The 17,498-nt window shown below is 67.6% G+C and carries 16 protein-coding genes; 7 read left to right on the forward strand and 9 right to left on the reverse strand.

The window, feature by feature from the left end:
- Positions 1-59 precede the first annotated feature (59 nt).
- The 4 genes from V5F84_RS07000 to V5F84_RS07015 all read left to right on the forward strand — a co-directional run bounded on the left by V5F84_RS07000 (position 60) and on the right by V5F84_RS07015 (position 2,688).
- A complete protein-coding gene (locus V5F84_RS07000) occupies positions 60-461 on the forward strand; it encodes a (R)-mandelonitrile lyase (RefSeq protein WP_394042138.1) in 402 nt (133 codons plus the stop codon).
- 63 nt (positions 462-524) lie between these two features.
- Entirely contained in the window at positions 525-941 is a 417-nt protein-coding gene (locus tag V5F84_RS07005; RefSeq protein ID WP_394042137.1) for a hypothetical protein, read from the forward strand.
- Positions 934-1,776: an alpha/beta fold hydrolase gene (locus V5F84_RS07010; RefSeq protein ID WP_394042136.1), complete on the forward strand. Its 843-nt coding sequence runs from the start codon at positions 934-936 to the stop codon at positions 1,774-1,776. The genes V5F84_RS07005 and V5F84_RS07010 overlap by 8 nt, the downstream gene beginning before the upstream one ends.
- 114 nt (positions 1,777-1,890) lie before the next feature.
- Positions 1,891-2,688: an N-acyl homoserine lactonase family protein gene (locus V5F84_RS07015; protein WP_394042135.1), complete on the forward strand. Its 798-nt coding sequence runs from the start codon at positions 1,891-1,893 to the stop codon at positions 2,686-2,688.
- A 91-nt stretch (positions 2,689-2,779) separates the two neighbouring features.
- Here V5F84_RS07015 and V5F84_RS07020 read toward each other — a convergent pair whose 3' ends face one another.
- The 5 genes from V5F84_RS07020 to V5F84_RS07040 are packed head-to-tail and all read right to left on the reverse strand — an operon-like array spanning position 2,780 to position 7,381.
- Positions 2,780-3,484 (reverse strand): ABC transporter ATP-binding protein, encoded by a 705-nt coding sequence (locus tag V5F84_RS07020; RefSeq protein WP_394042444.1) that lies wholly within the window; start codon positions 3,482-3,484, stop codon positions 2,780-2,782.
- A gap of 31 nt (positions 3,485-3,515) precedes the next feature.
- On the reverse strand, positions 3,516-4,238 hold the full coding sequence (locus V5F84_RS07025; RefSeq protein WP_394042134.1) for an ABC transporter ATP-binding protein: 723 nt from the start codon (positions 4,236-4,238) through the stop codon (positions 3,516-3,518).
- Positions 4,235-5,206, reverse strand: coding sequence for a branched-chain amino acid ABC transporter permease (locus tag V5F84_RS07030; protein WP_394042133.1), 972 nt, complete (start codon positions 5,204-5,206; stop codon positions 4,235-4,237). Before V5F84_RS07030 ends, V5F84_RS07025 begins: the two co-directional genes overlap by 4 nt.
- Positions 5,203-6,063, reverse strand: coding sequence for a branched-chain amino acid ABC transporter permease (locus tag V5F84_RS07035; protein ID WP_394042132.1), 861 nt, complete (start codon positions 6,061-6,063; stop codon positions 5,203-5,205). Before V5F84_RS07035 ends, V5F84_RS07030 begins: the two co-directional genes overlap by 4 nt.
- Positions 6,064-6,115: 52 nt before the next feature.
- Positions 6,116-7,381, reverse strand: a complete 1,266-nt coding sequence (locus V5F84_RS07040) for an ABC transporter substrate-binding protein (protein ID WP_394042131.1) — start codon at positions 7,379-7,381, stop codon at positions 6,116-6,118.
- Between the two features lie 150 nt (positions 7,382-7,531).
- Here V5F84_RS07040 and V5F84_RS07045 point away from each other — a divergent pair, with 150 nt between their 5' ends.
- The 3 genes from V5F84_RS07045 (at position 7,532) to V5F84_RS07055 (ending at position 10,624) form a co-directional block, all read left to right on the forward strand.
- A complete protein-coding gene (locus tag V5F84_RS07045) occupies positions 7,532-8,998 on the forward strand; it encodes an aldehyde dehydrogenase (RefSeq protein ID WP_394042130.1) in 1,467 nt (488 codons plus the stop codon).
- A gap of 348 nt (positions 8,999-9,346) precedes the next feature.
- Positions 9,347-9,724 carry a carboxymuconolactone decarboxylase family protein gene (locus tag V5F84_RS07050; protein WP_394042129.1) on the forward strand — a complete coding sequence of 126 codons (378 nt, stop codon included), beginning with the start codon at positions 9,347-9,349 and terminating at the stop codon, positions 9,722-9,724.
- Between the two features lie 141 nt (positions 9,725-9,865).
- Positions 9,866-10,624: an SDR family NAD(P)-dependent oxidoreductase gene (locus V5F84_RS07055; protein ID WP_394042128.1), complete on the forward strand. Its 759-nt coding sequence runs from the start codon at positions 9,866-9,868 to the stop codon at positions 10,622-10,624.
- 48 nt (positions 10,625-10,672) lie between these two features.
- On the opposite strand, the gene V5F84_RS07060 is transcribed toward V5F84_RS07055, so the two are convergent.
- Genes V5F84_RS07060 through V5F84_RS07075 form a run of 4 tightly spaced genes read right to left on the reverse strand, consistent with a single transcriptional unit; the run spans position 10,673 to position 17,419 of the window.
- Positions 10,673-12,643: a preprotein translocase subunit SecA gene (locus V5F84_RS07060; RefSeq protein WP_394042127.1), complete on the reverse strand. Its 1,971-nt coding sequence runs from the start codon at positions 12,641-12,643 to the stop codon at positions 10,673-10,675.
- Positions 12,644-12,653: 10 nt separating this feature from the next.
- Complete coding sequence (locus tag V5F84_RS07065; protein ID WP_394042126.1) at positions 12,654-14,804, reverse strand: peptidase M50; 2,151 nt, start codon at positions 14,802-14,804, stop codon at positions 12,654-12,656.
- Positions 14,805-14,807: 3 nt separating this feature from the next.
- Complete coding sequence (locus tag V5F84_RS07070) at positions 14,808-16,652, reverse strand: GAF domain-containing protein (protein WP_394042125.1); 1,845 nt, start codon at positions 16,650-16,652, stop codon at positions 14,808-14,810.
- Positions 16,653-16,666: 14 nt separating this feature from the next.
- Positions 16,667-17,419 (reverse strand): SapC family protein, encoded by a 753-nt coding sequence (locus tag V5F84_RS07075; RefSeq protein WP_394042124.1) that lies wholly within the window; start codon positions 17,417-17,419, stop codon positions 16,667-16,669.
- Positions 17,420-17,498 lie beyond the last annotated feature (79 nt).

Here is a 17,498-nt window from a genome sequence, read left to right on the forward strand (position 1 = left end):
CTTTCCCGCGCCGCCAGGCCGGGCGACCGCGGCCTTGATACCAAAGGGAGTTCACTGCGATGGAGATCAAACGCGCCGGGTCCACCCCGTCCCGCAGGGCGCCGGCCCAATCCTTCACCGGCACGGTGTGGCAGGACCCCATCATCGAGGCGCCGGAACCGGCCCTGCTGAAGGCCAATGTGGTGATGTTCGAGCCCGGTGCCCGCACCGCCTGGCACACCCATCCCATGGGCCAGACCCTCTATGTCACCGCCGGCATCGGACGGTGCCAGACCTGGGGCGGCCCGATCCAGGAATTCCGCGCCGGCGACGTGATCTGGATCCCCCCGGGCGAGAAGCATTGGCACGGCGCCACGCCCACCAACATGATGACCCACATCTCCATGCAGGAAGGCCGGAACGGCGTGGTGGTGGAATGGCTCGAGCATGTGAGCGACGAGCAATATGACGGCAGCGCCTGATCCGGCGGTCCGTGCGTCGCGGCGGCCCTGCCGCGGCCCGGCCGCTTCCCGCATGCGCGGGCCATGAGCGAGGAGAAAGTGGTGGCTCGATTTCCCGACGCAGACTGGATGGCCGCCTTCGGCAGAAGCATGGCCGAGGATCGCGAGCTGGCCGTCATCGGCGGCAAGTTCGACGTGGACATGGGGATGACCTTCGGCGACCTGCGCTACGTTCTGAAAATCCGGCGCGGGCGGGTGGAGGAGATCGTCCCCTCGCCGCGCTTCGACGTGCGCACCCAGTTCGAGATGCGTGCACCCCTGGAGCTGTGGGAGCGCTTTCTCAGCGAGACCCCGCCGCCGCTCTATCACGACATTTTCGCCATGATCATGCGGGTGCCCGAGTTTCGGCTGGAGGGCGACACGCTCGTCGCCATGCAGAACGCGCGCGCCCTGCATCGGATGATGAACGTCATGCGCAGTGTGGGCTACGGCAATGCCTGATTTCGAACCCATCCTCGGACGCTACCTGAAGGTGGCCATCAAGGGGCGCGCGCACCGGATCTTCGTGGAGGAAGCCGGCGCGGGCATTCCGCTGATCTGCCTGCACACCGCGGGTGCCGACAGCCGGCAGTTCCGCCATCTGCTGAACGATACGGAGGTCACCGACCGCTTCCGTGTCATCTGCTTCGACCTGCCGTGGCACGGCCGGTCCGATCCGCCGGCAGAATGGTGGCTCGAACCCTACGAGCTGACCACCGAGGATTATCTCGCCGCCATCGAGGCGGTCTGGACGGCGCTCGGCGTCGAGCGGCCGGTGTTCATGGGCTGCTCCATGGGCGGGGCGATCGTGCTGCGCGTGGCGAGCGACTTCCAGGGGCGGATCCGCGGCGTCATCGGCCTGGAAAGCGCGGCCTTCGCGCCGGGGCGCTACAATGAATTCCTGCTGCATCCGGCGGTTCACGGCGGCGAGCTGGTCGCCACCTATACGTTCGGCCTCAACGCGCCCCAGGGCCCGGAAGCGGGCAAGCGCGACAATTGGTGGTATTATGCCCAGTCCGGCCCGGGCGTGTATCGGGGCGACGTGATGTTCTACAGCATGGACTTCGATGCCCGTGCGCACATCAAGACCATTGACACCAGCACGTGCAAGGTCAGCCTCCTCACGGGAAGCTATGATTATTCCTGCACGCCGGCCATGACCGCCGAAGTGGCCGCCGCCATCCCCGGCTGTCGCCATGCCGAGATGCCGGGCATCGGGCACTTTCCCATGATCGAGAATTATCCCCTGTTCCGCACCTTCCTTCTGCCGGAACTGGATTTCATGGCCAAGGACTGACCCAGTCGCCGCGCGCCCAAGGTTTCGCGGCGCTCAGGGACCCAATGCTCAAGCAACAAGAGCAGAAAACAAGGGCACGCCGCGTGCGACGATGCCCGTGACGGGAGGAGCCAGATGACGCTCGAACCATATGAAGTCTATGCGGTGCATTACGCCCATAATCCGGCGGCCACCTCGGCGCATAATTTCGTCGGCGGCGATGCCCATGACGTGCCCATGCCGCTGGATTATTTCGTCTGGGCCATCAAGGGCAACGGCCGCACCTTCATCGTCGACACCGGTTTCGACGAAGCCATGGCGCAAAAGCGCAAGCGCGAGTTCCGCCGCTCGCCCGGCGCGGGGCTCAAATGCATCGGCATCGATCCCGACACCGTCGAGGACGTGATCATCTCCCACATGCATTATGATCACAGCGGCAATTACGATCTCTTCCCCCGCGCCAGATATCATCTCCAGGATATCGAGATGGCGTATTGCACCGGGCGCTGCATGTGCCACGGGGCGCTGAAGATGCCCTTCGAGGAGGAAGACGTGGTGGCCATGGTCCGCAAGGTCTATGCCGGGCGCGTGCAGTTCCACGACGGTGCGGCGGAGGTGGCGCCCGGGCTCAGCGTCCACCACGTGGGCGGCCACAGCAAGGGGCTCCAGGTGGTGCGCGTATGGACCCGGCGCGGCTGGCTGGTGCTGGCCTCGGACGCGAGCCATTTCTACGCCAATATGGAGCAGGGCAGGGCCTTCCCCATCCTCCACAGCCTGGCCGACACGCTGGAGGGCTATGACCGGCTGCGGGCCTTGGCGAGCGACCCCTCGGCCATCATTCCCGGGCACGATCCCATCCTGTTCGACCGCTATCCCGCGCCCGCTCCGGGCCTGGAGGGCGTTGTCCTGCGGCTCGACGCCGACCCCAGGTGAGCGGCCTCCGGAACCACGCCAGAGGCGGGTATGCTCGCCTCCTCCCTGGCGTGTGCCGTCGCTGCGCGCCCCGGCACCGCGCGCCGGCGGATCACAGGCCGAGATAGGCCTCGCGCACCTTGGGATTTTCCATCAGCGCCCTGGCACTGTCGGCGAGCACGATGCGGCCGGATTCGAGCACATAGCCGCGTGAGGCCACCGACAGGGCGAGCGCGGTGTTCTGCTCCACCAGCAGGATCGAGGTGCCCTGCTGGTGGATCTTCACCAGCGCGTCGTGCACCTCGTCCACCACGATGGGCGCGAGGCCGTGGCTCGGTTCGTCGAGGATCAGGAGCCGCATGCCGAGCATCATGGCGCGGCCCAGCACCACCATTTGCTGCTCGCCGCCGGAGAGGGTGCCGGCGCGCTGGTTGCGCCGTTCGCGCAGGCGCGGGAAGAGGGCGAAGCTCTCCTCCAGGCGATGCCTGTGGGCCGGGTCGTGGCGCACGCAATAGGCGCCGAGCAGCAGGTTTTCCTCCACCGTCATGTCGGGAAAGACGTGCCGGCCCTCGGGCACATGGGCGATGCCGAGCCGGGGCACGTCATAAGGCGCGGCCGCCATGAGGTCGTGCCCGTCGAAGGTGATGCGGCCGCGTGCGCGGCGGACGAGGCGCGAGATGGTGCGCAGGAGCGTGCTCTTGCCCGCCGTATTGGCGCCGATCACGCAGATGAACTCGCCCTCGCTCATCTCCATGGAAATGTCGTGCAGCACGTCATTGCCGTCGTAGCCGGCATGGAGGTGCTCGATCCGCAGCAAGGGGCTTCCCGTCATGTGCGCATGCCCCTTCTCACGCATATTCGCGGCCGAGATAGGCGCGCACCACCTCGGGGTCCTTCGAGATGTCCTGCGGCGCGCCGTCGGCGATCTTGCGTCCGAAATTGAGCACCACGATGCGCTCGCACAAAGACATGATCGCATGCATGTGGTGCTCGACCACGACGACGGTCAGCCCGTCGTCCCGCAGCGAGCGGATGAGGGCCATGATCTCCTCCATTTCCACATGGTTGAGCGCCGCCATCACCTCGTCGAGCAGGAGCACCTTGGGCCGGGTGGCGAGGCTGCGCGCCACCTCCACCCGCGCGCGCTCGGGGAAGGACAGGTCGTTCGCCGTCTTGCCGGCGATGTGCGCGAGGCCCACCCGGTCGAGGCAGGCCATGGCGGTCTTGCGCGCCTGCGCGACGCTGTCCCGCAGCAGGGCGCCGATGAGCACATTGTCCAGCACCGTGGCTTCCATGAACAGCGCCACGTTCTGGAACGTCTTGGTCAGGCCGCGCGCCGCCACCTTGTGGGGCTTGAGGCCGGTGATGTCCGCGCCGGCGAAGCGCACCGCGCCGCTGGTGGGCTTGTGCAGGCCCACCAGCGTGCTGAACAAGGTGGATTTACCGGCGCCATTGGGCCCGATCAGGCCGATGATGTCCCCCGCATCCACCTCGAACGAGACGTCGTCGAGGGCGAGCAGGCCGCCGAAGCGCTTGGTGATGCCGTCCACCTGGAGGATTGGAGCGCTCATCCCTTCCTCCCCTTGCGCAGGCGCGCGATGCCGTTGGAGACCAGGACCAGCAGGCCGCGCGGCTCGATCAGGATGATGGCGATCAGCATCAGCCCGAACACGAGCTGGGAGAGGCCGGCCGCCCGCGAGGAAAGCGCCGCATTGGCGAACTCCTCCAGCGGCACGATCACGAAGGCGCCGATGAGGGGACCTGCCAGCGTGCCCGCGCCTCCGAGGATCGCAATGATGGCGGCCCGCACCGAGATGGCGACGATGCCAAACACCGCCTCGGGATCGAAGAAATAGGTAAATTGGGCATAGAGCGTGCCCAATATAGCGGTGAGCGCGGCCGAGATCACGGCGGCGATGATCTTCACCCGCGTTGTATCCACGCCCACCACCTCGGCGGCATCGGGATTTTCCTTCACCGCCCGCAGGCGATAGCCCAATGCGCTCTTCTGGATCACCAGGAAGATCACGCAGATGAGCACCAGCGCGCCCAGGATGATGTAATAATAGGGCGTCGTGCCCTTGAATTGCAGCAGCGCGAGACTGTCCGCGGCATAGGGCACGGAGAGGCCCGCCGGGCCGCCGGTCACCGAGGTCCAGGAGCTTGCGATGACGCGCAGCACCTCGCTGAAGGCGAGGGTGGCGAGCGCGAAATAATGCCCGCGCAGCTTCATGGTGGGAAAGCTGAGCAGGAAAGCCGCCAGCGCCGCCAGCGCGGCGCCCGCCAGCATGCCGATCCAGGGCGACAGGTTGAAGTTAATCAGCAGGATGGTGGAGGTGTAGGCGCCGATGCCGAAGAACGCCGCGTGGCCGAGCGAAATCTGGTTCGCGAGGCCGCCGACGATGTTCCACGCCTGGCCGAGGGCGGCGAACAGCAGCGTGAGCGCCAGCACGCGGATCGGATAGCCCGCCGGATCGAGGAAGGATGGCACGACGGCCGCCGCGATGAGCGCCGCCGCGCCCCAGATCCAGGTTTTCATCGCGCGGCTCCGATCAGGCCGGTGGGCCGCACCGCGAGCACGGTGATGAACACGAGGAACAGGACGAGGTTCTGCAACTGGATCGGGAAGAACAGCGTCGACACCGATTGGATCACGCCCACGACGAGCCCACCGACCACCGCCCCGGCGACGCTGCCGAGGCCGCCGAGCACCACCACGGTGAACATGAGCACCACGAACTGGTGGCCGACGGTGGGATGAACGGTGAAATAGGGCAGGATGACCGCGCCGCCGAACGCGGTCATGCCCACGCCGAGCCCGAAGGCGATCTGGCGCATGCGGTCGGCGTTGATGCCCATGAGATGCGCCGCCATGGGGTCCTGGGCGGTGGCGCGCATGGCCCGCCCGTACCAGGTCTTGTTGGTGAACAGCCAGAGCGCCAGCCCCGAGAGCAGAGACATGCAGAAGGCCGCGAGATAGGGCACGCTGATGAACAGTGGGCCGAGCCGCAAGGCCGAGGTCTGGTAGCTCGTGCTCACCGACCGGAAATCGGAACCGAAGGCGATCAGCGCCAGGTTCTCGATGACGATGAGCAGCCCCACCGTGACGAAGATCTGCGCCACCGGCGGCGCGTTCAGCACCCTCTGGATGATGGTCATCTGCACGAGGACGCCGAGGCCGAAGATCACCACGAAGGAAATCAAAGATCCGATCAGCGGGTCGATGCCCAGATACTTCCAGGCGAAGAAGGCGACGAACATGCCGAGGGTGAGGAATTCGGCCTGGGCGAAGTTCACGATGCCCATGACGCCGAAGACGAGGGTCAGGCCGATGGAGATGACGGCATAGACGCCGCCGATCATCAGCCCGTCGATCACGGCTTGAAGGAAGGCCACGAAGCGCGCTCCGGGAGGCGAAGGTGAAGGGGCGGGCGAGAGGCGGGGCCGGCTATGCGCCGGCCCAGATGGCCTTGCCCTTCGCGTATTCGTCCGGCCACACCGTGACCAGGTTGTCGCCGCGCCATTGCACCATGAGCGGCTTGGCGAGGGTGTTGAGGCCGGTCTCGTCGAACTTGACCGCGCGCCCGGTCATGGCGTTGCACCAGCCGCCCTCGAAGCGGGTGCTGTGCAAGGTTTCGCGCACCGCATTGGGATCGGCCTTGCCGGTCTTCTCCAGGGCCTTGGCGAGCACGTCGAGGCACACCGCATGTTCCAGGGCCTCGTGCACCATGAAATAGCCGTAGCGCTTCTTGAAGGCGTCGGTGAGGCTCGGGTCCTGGTCGTAATTGCCGGGCGCGATGGACATGACGTTCTCGGCATACTCGCCGAGGGCGGTCTTGAAGTCGGGGATCACATAGCCGCCCGCGCCGCCGATCACCGGCAGCTTGATGCCCTGCTGGCGCATGGTGCGGATGATCTGGAGGCCGTCATTCAGATAGGAGGCCGGAAACACCGCCTGGGCGTTCGCCGCGCGCAGCTTGTTGATGAGCGGCGTGACGTCGGTGATGCCGAGCGGATAGGCCTCGTCCATGGCCACCGTGATGCCCAGCTCCTTGGCGGTGGTGCGCAGGCCGGCGGCCTGCGAGCTGCCATAGGCCGTGTCCTCATACATGATGGCGATGGTCTTGAGCGTTTCTCCGCCCTTCTGCGCGATCTCGGCCGTGCCCTTCAGCTGGGCCTCGCCCAGGGTGGAGGCCTTGGAGATGACCTGGAACACGTTCTTGAAGCCGCGTCCGGTGATCTGGTCGGAGAACGACATGGTCATGAGCGGGATGCCGCGCCGCTCGGTGGCCTCGGACAGGGCGAGGCTGAGGGACGAGGCATAGGCGCCGAGGATGGCGACCACCTCGTTCTGGGCGATCAGCCGCTGGCCCACGGTGGCGGCGGTGGTGGGCGTGGAGGTGGAATCCGCGATCACCAGATTGATCTTGGCGCCGCCGAGCGCCTTGATGCCGCCGGCGGCGTTGATCTGGTCCGCCACGAGCTCGATGCCGTTGCGCGAATTGACGCCGAACTGGGCATTGGCGCCGGACAGCGGCACGACGACGCCCACGTTCACGTCCTTGCCCGCCGCATAGGACAGCCGGGACAGGTAGGGCATGGCCAGCGTCGCGGCGCCGGCCGCCAGAAGGGTGCGCCGGCTGGGCGTGAAGCTGCTCTCGGGACGGTTGGCGCGACAAGCGGTTGGGGTCTTGTGCCCCTTATATTCGCTCATGATCCTCTCCCTATTTAATTATTGTCTTATTGCCTGAACTCTCATCTCCTCATCCTGGGATGTCAAGAAAAACCAATCATACAATATGACATAGACGGGTGCCCCGGTTTCTGCCACCCTCCGCCGCCGCAAAAGCAACAGGGCAGGACCATGAAACGCTATGGCCATTTCATCGGGGGCGGCTTCGTCGACCCGGCCGGCGGCGCCTATTTCGAGACCCGCAATCCCTATACCGGCGAGGCGTGGGCCGAGATCGCCCGCGGGACCGCAGCGGACGTGGCCAAGGCGGTCGCGGCCGCCGAAAAGGGATATGAGACCTGGCGCGCCATGACGCCGTCCGCGCGCGGCAAGATCCTCTACAGGCTCGCCGAGCTGATCGAGGCGGATGCGGCGCGCCTGGCCGAGATCGAGGTGCGCGACAACGGCAAGCTCTATGCCGAGATGCACGCCCAGACCCGATATCTCGCCGAATGGTACCGCTATTATGGCGGCCTCGCGGACAAGGTGGAGGGCGCCGTCATCCCCACCGACAAGAGCGGCATCTTCAATTTCACCCGCTACGAGCCGCTCGGCGTGGTGGGCATGATCACGCCCTGGAACTCCCCGCTGCTCCTGCTCGCCTGGAAGCTCGCCGCGGCGCTGGCGGCGGGCAATGCGGCGATCATCAAGCCCTCGGAATTCACCTCCGCCTCCACCCTCGAATTCATGACGCTGTTCGAGAAAGCCGGTTTTCCGGCCGGCGTGGTCAACACCGTCACCGGCTTCGGCGCCGAGGCGGGCGCGGCGCTCGTGGACCATCCCGCCGTGAGCAAGATTGCCTTCACCGGCTCCGACATCGGCGGCCAGAAGGTTTACGAAACGGCGGCCAAGCAGATCAAGCACGTCTCCCTGGAACTGGGCGGCAAGTCGCCGAACATCGTGTTCGAGGACGCGGATCTGGAGGCCGCCGTGATGGGCGCGGTCTCCGGCATCTTCGCCGCGACCGGCCAGACCTGCATCGCCGGCTCGCGCCTGCTGCTCCAGCGCTCGATCCACGACCGGTTCATGGCGCGCCTGCTGGAGGTGGCAGGCGCCGCCAAGATCGGCGATCCCATGCTGCCGGACACCAATGTGGGCCCGGTCACGACCCCGGCCCAATACCGCAAGGTGCTCGATTACATCGATATCGCACTGGCGGAGGGCGCGCATTGCGTGCTCGGCGGCAAGCCCTATGCGGATGCGCCCGGCGGCCAGTTCGTCGAGCCCACGATCTTCACCGGCGTCACCAATGCCATGCGCATCGCCCAGGAAGAGGTGTTCGGCCCGGTGCTCGCGGTGATCCCGTTCGAGACGGAGGACGAAGCGGTGCGCATCGCCAATGACGTGGCGTTCGGCCTGGCCTCGGGCGTGTGGACCCGCGACATGGGCCGCGCGCTTCGCCTGTCCGAGCGCCTGCGCTCGGGCACCGTGTGGGTGAATACCTATCGGGCGGTGAGCTACACCTCGCCCTTCGGCGGCTACAAGCGCAGCGGCATCGGCCGCGAAAGCGGGCTCGAGGCGATCAAGGATTATCTGCAAGTCAAATCCGTCTGGATCGCGACGGAAACCACGGTGGCGAACCCGTTCATCATCCGGTGACGATTTGCGATTATCCCTTTGATTGTCTTATCCTATTACGGGAATATCAAAGCGGGTCGAAATCCCGGGAGCGGCGCGGGGCCTCACGCCGCGCCGCGGTCTTTCCTGCATCGGGATGTGGTGCCCGGCCAGGCTTTCGCGGCTTGTGCCGGCGGAAATATTCAACCCCGCGCGGGACAGGATTCGCGGCCGGCTTTTCTCTGGCTCCAGTATTGCGCAGTAACGTATGATTGTATTATCACTTAAATTGTTCGGTGTTTCGGGATGGCGGGTCGCCTGCCCAAGAGGTCGCTTCCCCGGCTGGCCGGCGCCCGCCGGGCCCGGTTCCAAAGAAAGGTGATGTGAGACATGACTGAAATGTTCGAGAAGGGGCTCGCGAAGCGCAAGGGCACGCTCGGCGCCGAATATGTGGAGAAGAACCTGGCCGCCGCCGACGATTTTTCCCGGCCGTTTCAGGAAGCCATGACCGCCTGGTGCTGGGGCTTCGGGTGGGGCGACGAGACCATCGACGTGAAGACCCGCAGCATGATGAACCTCGCCATGCTCGGCGGGCTCGCCCGCTGGCATGAGTGGGAGATCCACTGCAAGGGCGCCCTGACCAATGGCGTGACCAAGGAAGAGATCCGCGCCATCATCCATGTGGTCGCCATCTATGCCGGCGTGCCTTGCGGCGTGGAATGCTTCCGCATCGCGCGCAAGGTGCTTGAGGAAGCCGGCCAGATCTGAGGCCGGCGGCGCCGAAGAGGCGAACGCCCCCGGGCCGCCCGTCCCCTCGGACCCTGCGGTCCGATCCGCCCGGCGGTCCGGCGGTCCGGCGTGCTGGATGCATCGCCGCCGGCCCAGAAAACGCATCGCGGGAGCATGGGAATGGATTTGGGACTGGCCGAACGGCGCGCCCTCGTCACCGGCGCGGGCAGCGGCATCGGCCGCGCCGTGGCCAAGGCCCTGGCCGCCGAGGGCGCGCGGCTTGTGATCGCCGCGCGCAATGCCGCGCCCCTGGAGGAACTGGCCGGCGAGATCGTCGCCGCCGGTGGCCCGCGCCCCGTCGTGGCGACCGCCGATGTGGCGCGCCCGGACGGCGTCGCCGCATTGGCCGCCGCCGCGACGCAGGCGCTGGGCGGCATCGACGTGCTGGTGAACAATGCCGGTGCCTCGCGCCCCCTGGGCGAGCACGCGGGGGACGCGGAATGGGCCGAGGCCTTCGCGCTCAATTTCGACGCCGCGCGGCGCCTCACCGAGGCCTTCGCCCCCGGCATGAAGGCTTCCGGCTGGGGGCGGGTGGTGAACATTTCCGGCGCGGTGATCTCGAAGGTGATGAACGCGGCCATTCCCGCCAAGGCGGCGCTGGAAAGCTGGTCCAAGTCCGCCGCCGCCGAGCTTGCGCCCCACGGCGTCACGGTGAACTGCGTGGCGCCCGGCCGCATCAAGTCGGTGCAGATCATGACCCGGCTTTATCCCACGGAAGCGGCGCGACAGGCCTTCATCGACCGGAACATCCCCATGGGCCGCTTCGGCGAACCGGAGGAACTGGCGGATCTGGTGGTCTTCCTGTGCTCGACGCGCGCGAGCTTCGTCACCGGCACCACCATTCCCGTGGATGGCGGCGGGCTGCGCTTCGCCTTTTAGCGACCCGGCGCGATCGCGCGCCCGCTGCCGGGCGGGCGGAAGTCCCGCCTATTCCAGCGTGCCGGTAATGGCGAGCACGCCTTCCAATGCCTCGTCCGCATGCAGAAGCTGGCGCCGCACGCGAGCATGATCGCGCTCCGCATGTCGTTGCGCCTGGCGCAGGGCCAGGCGGGCCAGGGGTTGGAGCGCGAGCCGGCCGGAAAGCCACGCCAGGGCATGGGCGCGTGCGAGCGGACATTGCGCCAGCAACGGGTCTTCCAGCGACAGCATGGCGATGAAGACGCCGGGGTCGCCCTGCCGCGCGGTTCTTCCCGCCAGCTGCCGGTCCACGCGCAGCGAATCGTGGCGCTCCGTCATCACCACCAGCAGGCCGCCGCTGTCGCCGACACCGGGACCGAGCGCGATGTCGGTGCCGCGTCCGGCCATGTTGGTGGCGATGGTCACCTGCCCGGCGAGCCCCGCCCGTGCGACGATATCCGCTTCGGCGGCCTCGTCCGTGGCATTGAGCACCACATGGGAGACGCCCGCCTGCTCCAGGTTCCGGCTCGCTTCGAGGGAGGCGGCCACCGAGCGCGTTCCGATGAGGATGGGAACCCCGGCGCGCTGGAATTTCCGCGCCACCTGCGCAACCCCCTCCCACCGCGCCTGCGCCGAGACGAACACGGTGTCCGGCAGAAGCCTTCGGCGCGAGGGGCGATGGGTCGGGATGCGCACCACGCGCAGGCGGTAGACCTCCCAAAGCTCGCCGGCCACCTCCTGCACCGTTCCGGACATGCCGCCGAGATGGCGATAGCGGCGGAAGAAGCGCTGGTAGGTCATGCGCGCCAGGGTGCGGCGGCGCGGGGAAAGCGGCACCTGTTCCTTCAGTTCCACCAGCTGGTGCAGGCCGTCGCTCCAGAAGCGCTCGGCCATGATGCGGCCGCTGTATTCGTCGACGATCTCCACCTTGCCGTCGCGCACGATATATTGCTCGCCCCGCACCATCACGTGCAGCGCGGTGAGGGCCTTGCCCACCATGTCCTCGCGCACGGCGAGATTGCGCCAAACGCCGCCGCGCGCATTGCCCTCCAGCTCCAGGCGCGCGCGCCCCGCATCGCTCAGTTCGATGCGGCCCTGATGGGCGATATGCACGAAATCCTGACCCGCCTTCAGGGCGGCCGCCACCTGGAGCGCCTCGCCCATCAGGGCGGCCTCGGCGGAGGCGTCCGCTTCGCCCGAGAGAATGAGGGGCGTGCGCGCCTCGTCGATCAGCACGCTGTCGGCTTCGTCCACGATGGCGAAATGGAGCCCGCGCAGGAGCAGTCCGTCCGGCGCGTCGCGCTCGGCCAGCTTCACCTTGCGGCGCAGGTTGCCGCCGAGCCCTGCGAGCACGAGCCGGTCCTTCAGATGATCGAAGGCCAGTTCCTTGTTGGTGCAATAGGTGATGTCGCAGGCATAGGCGGCGCGCCGCTCCTCCCGCCCCAGCCCGGCCACGACCACGCCGACGCTGAGGCCGAAGAAGGCATAGAGCGGGCCGAGCTTTTCCGCGTCGCGACGGGCGAGATAATCGTTCACCGTCACCACATGGACCGGCCGGCCGCAGAGCCCCGCCGTGACCGCCGCCAGGGTCGCGGTGAGCGTCTTGCCCTCGCCGGTGTTCATTTCGGCGATCATGCCGCGGATCAGCGCATAGCCACCCATCAGCTGCACGTCGTGATGGCGCATGCCGAACAGCCGCCCCGAGGCCTCCCGGACCAGGGCGAAGGCTTCGCCCACGTCTTCCAGGGCGGGTTCGGCGCTGCGCCGCAGCCTCTGGCCGACCGCAAGCGCGCGGGCGGCGAGCGCCGCCTCGTCCATCGTCCCCAATTCCGGCGCGAGCGCATGGACCACCGGCACGATCCGCGCGAGCCGTGCGCTCCGTCTCCGCCCGAACAGCGGCACCACTGCCCCTTCCAGCCGGCGCAGGAACCGGTCGGCGAGGGTGGGGGGCGTCACCTCCTGCTCGGCGTAGACCACCGGGTCGAGGAGGATCTTCGGCATGCGCGCGGTGTCAGACATTGAAGCGGCGCAGGAACACCTGGCGCAACTCCCGCATCCAGCGCACGGCGATCGGCTCGGCCGGATGCTCGAAGCGCACATAGGCGCGCATGCCGAGCCGCGCATCGAGCGGCAGGCCGGCCACGTGCAGATCCACCTGGAACAGGGTTTCGAGCGGCTTCAGCTTGTCGGGCTTGGTCTGGTCCACCAGGATGTCGCCGCCGCCAAGGGTGGCGATGGCGGGGTGCGGCAGCTCCGTGACCGCGGCCGGCACCTCGCGGGCGATGCGCGCATCGAGGCTACGGCCCGTGTCGGACGCCAGCCGGACGGATACCGCGCGGGTGTTGCGCCGTATCAGATCGATCTGGCCCTGGGACACAAAGGCGCGCACCACCGGGCCGCCCTCGCCCACGATGTAGCCGACCACCTCGCCCTTGCGCTGGAACCGGCCGGGAAGATCGGCGGTGTCGGTCAGCAGGAGGCGGCCCTTGCCGGGCGCGTGGAGGTTCAGGTCATCGAGGCTGCGGTGCATATTGGCGAGCTGCGCTTCGCTCTGGCGGATCTGCTCGCGCAGGATATTGGCGGCGACCCGATCATTGATCATCGCCGCCTCCAGCTTGATCCGGAGTTCCCCAAGTTCCTTCTCGACCACCGCCGTCCTCAGCTGGAGCAGCGGATCGTCGAGGCGCAGGAGCAAGGTGTCGCGGTCGACTTCCTTCAAGCCGTCGGCCGGGATCTCCGCCACGAAACCGGCGCTGCGCACGCGCACCGTCGCTGCATCATCGGACACCCACACGACGCCTTGCGCCATGGTGGAATAGGGCAACGGAATGGCCAGAAGAACCAGCGCCGCCACACCCAGGGCGGCGAGGGACACCGCCATTGCCCGCCCACGCCGGCCATCGAGCTGCGGGCTGAACAGCACGAAGCGCAGCCCCTTGAGCACCGGCCAGACGATCGCGCCGGCGACGCTGGCGAGCGCCAGCGCGACGCCCACCACGAAGAAATGCGACGCGATGAAGAATGCGACGCCCACCATGACGGTGGTGCGATAGACGAAGGAGGCGACGGCGTAGGTGAGGAAGATGGCCGGTTCGCCGCGCGCCGTCACCGGCGTCTCGCGATCCGGCAGGCCGAAGGCGCGGCGCTGGATGAGGTGGAACACATATTGGTTCGCCCGCTGGCCGAGGTTCGGCACCTCGATTAGGTCGCTGAGCACATAATAGCCGTCGAAGCGCAGCAGCGGATTGCCGTTGAACAGCACCGTGGAGACGCCGCAGGTCAGCACCACGTTGAAGGCGATGGCCCGCGCCATGCCCGGTTCGGCCAGCACCCAGACGAACATGGCCAGCGCCGCCAGCGCCAGTTCGACCATGATGCCCGCCGCGCCCACCAGCGCCCGCCGCGAGCGCTCGCGAAACGCGGTGGAGGCGGATGCATCCACATAGGGCACGGGCATGAAGGCGAGCAGCATGATGCCGAATTCGTGCACCTCCCCGTGCCACACCTTGGTGGCATAGGCATGCCCCATCTCGTGGATCAGCTTGATGAAAGGATAGAGCACGACGATCAGCGCGATGTTCTGGGCGAGGAAGGCGCCCTCGAAGGCCGCGCTGGTCATCTGGTGCCAGTTCATCACCGCCTGTGCGGTTCCCACCAGCACCAGCACCGCCCAGGCGAGAAAGCCCCAGATGGTGAAGAGCGGGCGCACCAGGGGCAAGGTGGCGGTGAGGAAGCGGTCCGGGTCCAGAAGCGGAATGCGGATGGCGAGGGGATTTCGGAACCGTGCCAGCATGTCGCGCCGCGTCTGCCGGGTGGCGCGGTCCGTCAGGTCTTCGAGATGGGGCGCCACGCCGCCGACGATGAGATCGGAGCCGTGCAGCATCGACAGCAGGCGAACCGCCTCTTCCTGGGTGGGCTGCTGCGGGCCCATCCGCTCGCAGATCAGCTGCCAGATCGTGTCGACGGTGCGCGTGCCGTCCATGAGGCAGATGAAATGATAGGCGGCGGTGGACAGGCGGTGGAAGCGCCCGGTCTGATTGTCCTGCACCACATGCCAGACGGAGCCGCGAAACGTCTGGCGGTGAATCTGCACATGCGCCCGCAATTGCGGACGCAGACCGCTGATCCGGTACCAGGAGGGGCTGTAGAGCGACCCGGCCATGGCTCAGGGCAACCAGCGCCACAGCGCAAGGCGCACCCAGTCGAGAAGACCGCGGGTCCACACCCAGAGAGTGCGGCGCCGGTCGACCTCGATCTTGGCGACGCCGCGCATGCCGGGGCGGAACGCCTCGGTGGGGCCGAGCAGCTTGGCCTCCACCCGGAATTGATTGCGCCCTTCCTCCGCCTTGGCGACGGGGGTGATGCGGACGACCTCCACCGGAAAGCTCTCGCCCGGCAGCGCGGCCAGAACCAGCTGTCCCCGCTGGCCTTCCTTGAGGTCGGCGACCTGCGCCTCGTCCACGCTCAGCACCACCCGATGGCCGGTGTTCGGCGTGATTTCGAACAACACCTGTCCGCGCTGCACCGAGGCGCCGATGGATTGGGAATGATCCCCCGACACCACCAGGCCGTCGAACGGCGCGGTCAGGCGGGCGCGGGCGATCTGGGCATCGATCAGCTGGATCTGCGCGTCCGCCTGTTCGATCTGGTTGGTGATGAGGCGCAGCTCGCCGCGATTGCGCTCGCCGAGCGCCCGCTCATATTCGAACGCCCGCCGCTGGCGCTCGGTGGACCAGCGCAGGCGCTCAAGCACCAGTTCGCGATCATCCAGGCTTGCGAGCAGCTCGCCTTCGCGCACCTGGTCCCCCGCCCGCGCCGGCGCTTCGCGCAGGAAGCCGTCGAAGCTCACGGTCATCGCACGCTGGATTTGCCCCTCCACCACGGCGTCCGTGGTCACCCGATAGGTTTCGTGCCAGAACGTGAACAGCACCAGCAGGGCCAGAGCCGCAGCGAGCACCGCCTTGCGCACCGCGTGGCGCGGTCCGAACAGGCGCGCCACCTGCTCCAGCGCGGCATCCCGGGCCTTGATCACCAGAAGGCGGTCGTTGAGGCGCTTTTCTTCCAGCACAGGGGCCAGCACCGTCGCCAGCATGTCGAGAAGGCGCGCCTCCGCGAGCGTGAACGGCTGCGGGCTGCCGCGTTCGAGCGTGATGGCGCCCACGAAGCCGTCGCGCAGCGGCATGGGCACGGTGAGCGCGACCGCGGATCCATGGGCCCGGATCAACTGCTCATGGATGCGCACGGCCATCAGGACCCCCGGTGCCGGTGGCCAGGCGACGACCGCGCGCTGATCCACCGCCTCGTCCATCGCCTCGCCGACCATGCGCACGAGGTTCATGTCCTTGCCGAAGCTGGCGCTGTGGGAGATCGCCACCACTTCCACGCGGGCGCCGTGCACCATGCCGATGGAGACGCGCTCGCATCCGAAGCGTTCGGAAAGGCCGATGGCGACGCTGCGCGCACTTGCCTTGAAGGCTTCGGGCTCCAGGCCCGCCGCAAGCAGGTCAAGCAGGACGCGCCCTGCCGCTTCGTCCGACTGGATCTTGGCCAGTTGCTCCGCGACCAACTTTTCCCGCAGCCAGGCGACGCCCCATTGCAGGTGGCGCATGGAGAGCCGCAGCACATCGGCCGGCCGCGGCTCCACCTCCAGCGCCACCGCGCCGACCGGCGCCCCGCCCAGGAGGACCGGGAAGGCGATCAGATGGGAATCGGTGTCCGCGCTCGCTTCCAGCACGCCCCGCTGGCGGGTCCGGGCGGTCTCCAGGGGGCTCGCCAGCCGCGCCGTCTGCGCGCCCTCGGGCCATACCGCTTTCAACGGTTCGCCGCGATCCGTATCGAGCAGCACGAGGGCGGCGGAGACATGTCCGATGAGCGCGCATTGCAACGCCAGCCACGCGCCGAGGCCATTTTCCAGCGCGAGCGTCCCGGTCAGCCGCGTCCAGGCCGTTTGGTCGGTGAAACCGGCGGCTTCGGGCGCGCTGCCGCGCGGGCTGGGTCGGGCATTCAGCACGCGGGCGCCAAGGGTCAGGCCGCGGCGTCAGGGGTGCTCGCGGGTTCCGCGGCCCTGAGCTTCTGCGACAGCGTGTGCGTCGCCCCGATGCTGAACAGATGGGCATAGATCGGGCCGAGGAACCCGTTGTTGCGCAGGTCGAGGAATGCAGGCTCGGAGAGGCCGCCGAGCTTCGCCTCGTCCACGATGGACAGGCCGTGGATGCTGGCGCTCGGACCGTTTGCGCCCTGCACCTCGATGGTAACGCTCTTGAACAGGTCCAGGTCCTTGAGCGCTTCGCACAGCTGATCGGTGCGCCGGGCCGAAACCGCGAAATCCGTGATCAGGCGGATCATCGCCGCCAAGGCGGGCGCGGCTGCGCCTTCATCGTCGAACAGGCGCTGGCCCTGCGCCCCGGCGCGGAACCCCGGGAAGGTGGGATCGACGCACACCACCGGCTCGCTGCCCTCGCGCTCGCCCAGCATGAAGGGGTAGCGGCGCAGATAGGCGGGCAGATAGCTGCCGTTCCACCGGCCGTCCGCATCCACGAACAGGTTAGAGCCCGGCTTCAGGCCGCACAGAAACACGCTGGCGAACCGCGTTCCCACCGGGGCGAACACGATCGGGATATCCCGCGCGGCGGCGGCCATTTCGTCGATCACGGCCGGGATGAGATGCGCACCGGCGGCGAACGCGAAGGGGGCTTGCGAAACGGCGACGGCATAGTCGCGGTGGGCGGTGCTATCGAGCGGGACCACCGAGGAATAGAAGAGCGGGAGTTCTGACATGGCCTATACTCTGCGCCACCCTGCGGCGTGGCTGATCGTGAGGGAACCACGGCCAGTCTGCCGGCCATGGCGAAGCTTA

Source organism: Roseixanthobacter liquoris, assembly GCF_043195135.2.
Classification (GTDB): Bacteria; Pseudomonadota; Alphaproteobacteria; order Rhizobiales; family Xanthobacteraceae; genus NCEH01.

Excerpts from the sequence above, each read along its gene's own strand:
- V5F84_RS07010 (WP_394042136.1), top strand. The coding sequence starts at position 934 with ATGCCTGATTTCGAACCCATCCTCGGACGCTACCTGAAGGTGGCCATC.
- V5F84_RS07050 (WP_394042129.1), top strand. The coding sequence starts at position 9,347 with ATGACTGAAATGTTCGAGAAGGGGCTCGCGAAGCGCAAGGGCACGCTC.
- V5F84_RS07075 (WP_394042124.1), bottom strand. The coding sequence starts at position 17,419 with ATGTCAGAACTCCCGCTCTTCTATTCCTCGGTGGTCCCGCTCGATAGC.
- V5F84_RS07000 (WP_394042138.1), top strand. The coding sequence starts at position 60 with ATGGAGATCAAACGCGCCGGGTCCACCCCGTCCCGCAGGGCGCCGGCC.
- V5F84_RS07005 (WP_394042137.1), top strand. The coding sequence starts at position 525 with ATGAGCGAGGAGAAAGTGGTGGCTCGATTTCCCGACGCAGACTGGATG.
- V5F84_RS07040 (WP_394042131.1), bottom strand. The coding sequence starts at position 7,381 with ATGAGCGAATATAAGGGGCACAAGACCCCAACCGCTTGTCGCGCCAAC.
- V5F84_RS07055 (WP_394042128.1), top strand. The coding sequence starts at position 9,866 with ATGGATTTGGGACTGGCCGAACGGCGCGCCCTCGTCACCGGCGCGGGC.
- V5F84_RS07065 (WP_394042126.1), bottom strand. The coding sequence starts at position 14,804 with ATGGCCGGGTCGCTCTACAGCCCCTCCTGGTACCGGATCAGCGGTCTG.
- V5F84_RS07025 (WP_394042134.1), bottom strand. The coding sequence starts at position 4,238 with ATGAGCGCTCCAATCCTCCAGGTGGACGGCATCACCAAGCGCTTCGGC.
- V5F84_RS07015 (WP_394042135.1), top strand. The coding sequence starts at position 1,891 with ATGACGCTCGAACCATATGAAGTCTATGCGGTGCATTACGCCCATAAT.
- V5F84_RS07060 (WP_394042127.1), bottom strand. The coding sequence starts at position 12,643 with ATGCCGAAGATCCTCCTCGACCCGGTGGTCTACGCCGAGCAGGAGGTG.
- V5F84_RS07045 (WP_394042130.1), top strand. The coding sequence starts at position 7,532 with ATGAAACGCTATGGCCATTTCATCGGGGGCGGCTTCGTCGACCCGGCC.
- V5F84_RS07030 (WP_394042133.1), bottom strand. The coding sequence starts at position 5,206 with ATGAAAACCTGGATCTGGGGCGCGGCGGCGCTCATCGCGGCGGCCGTC.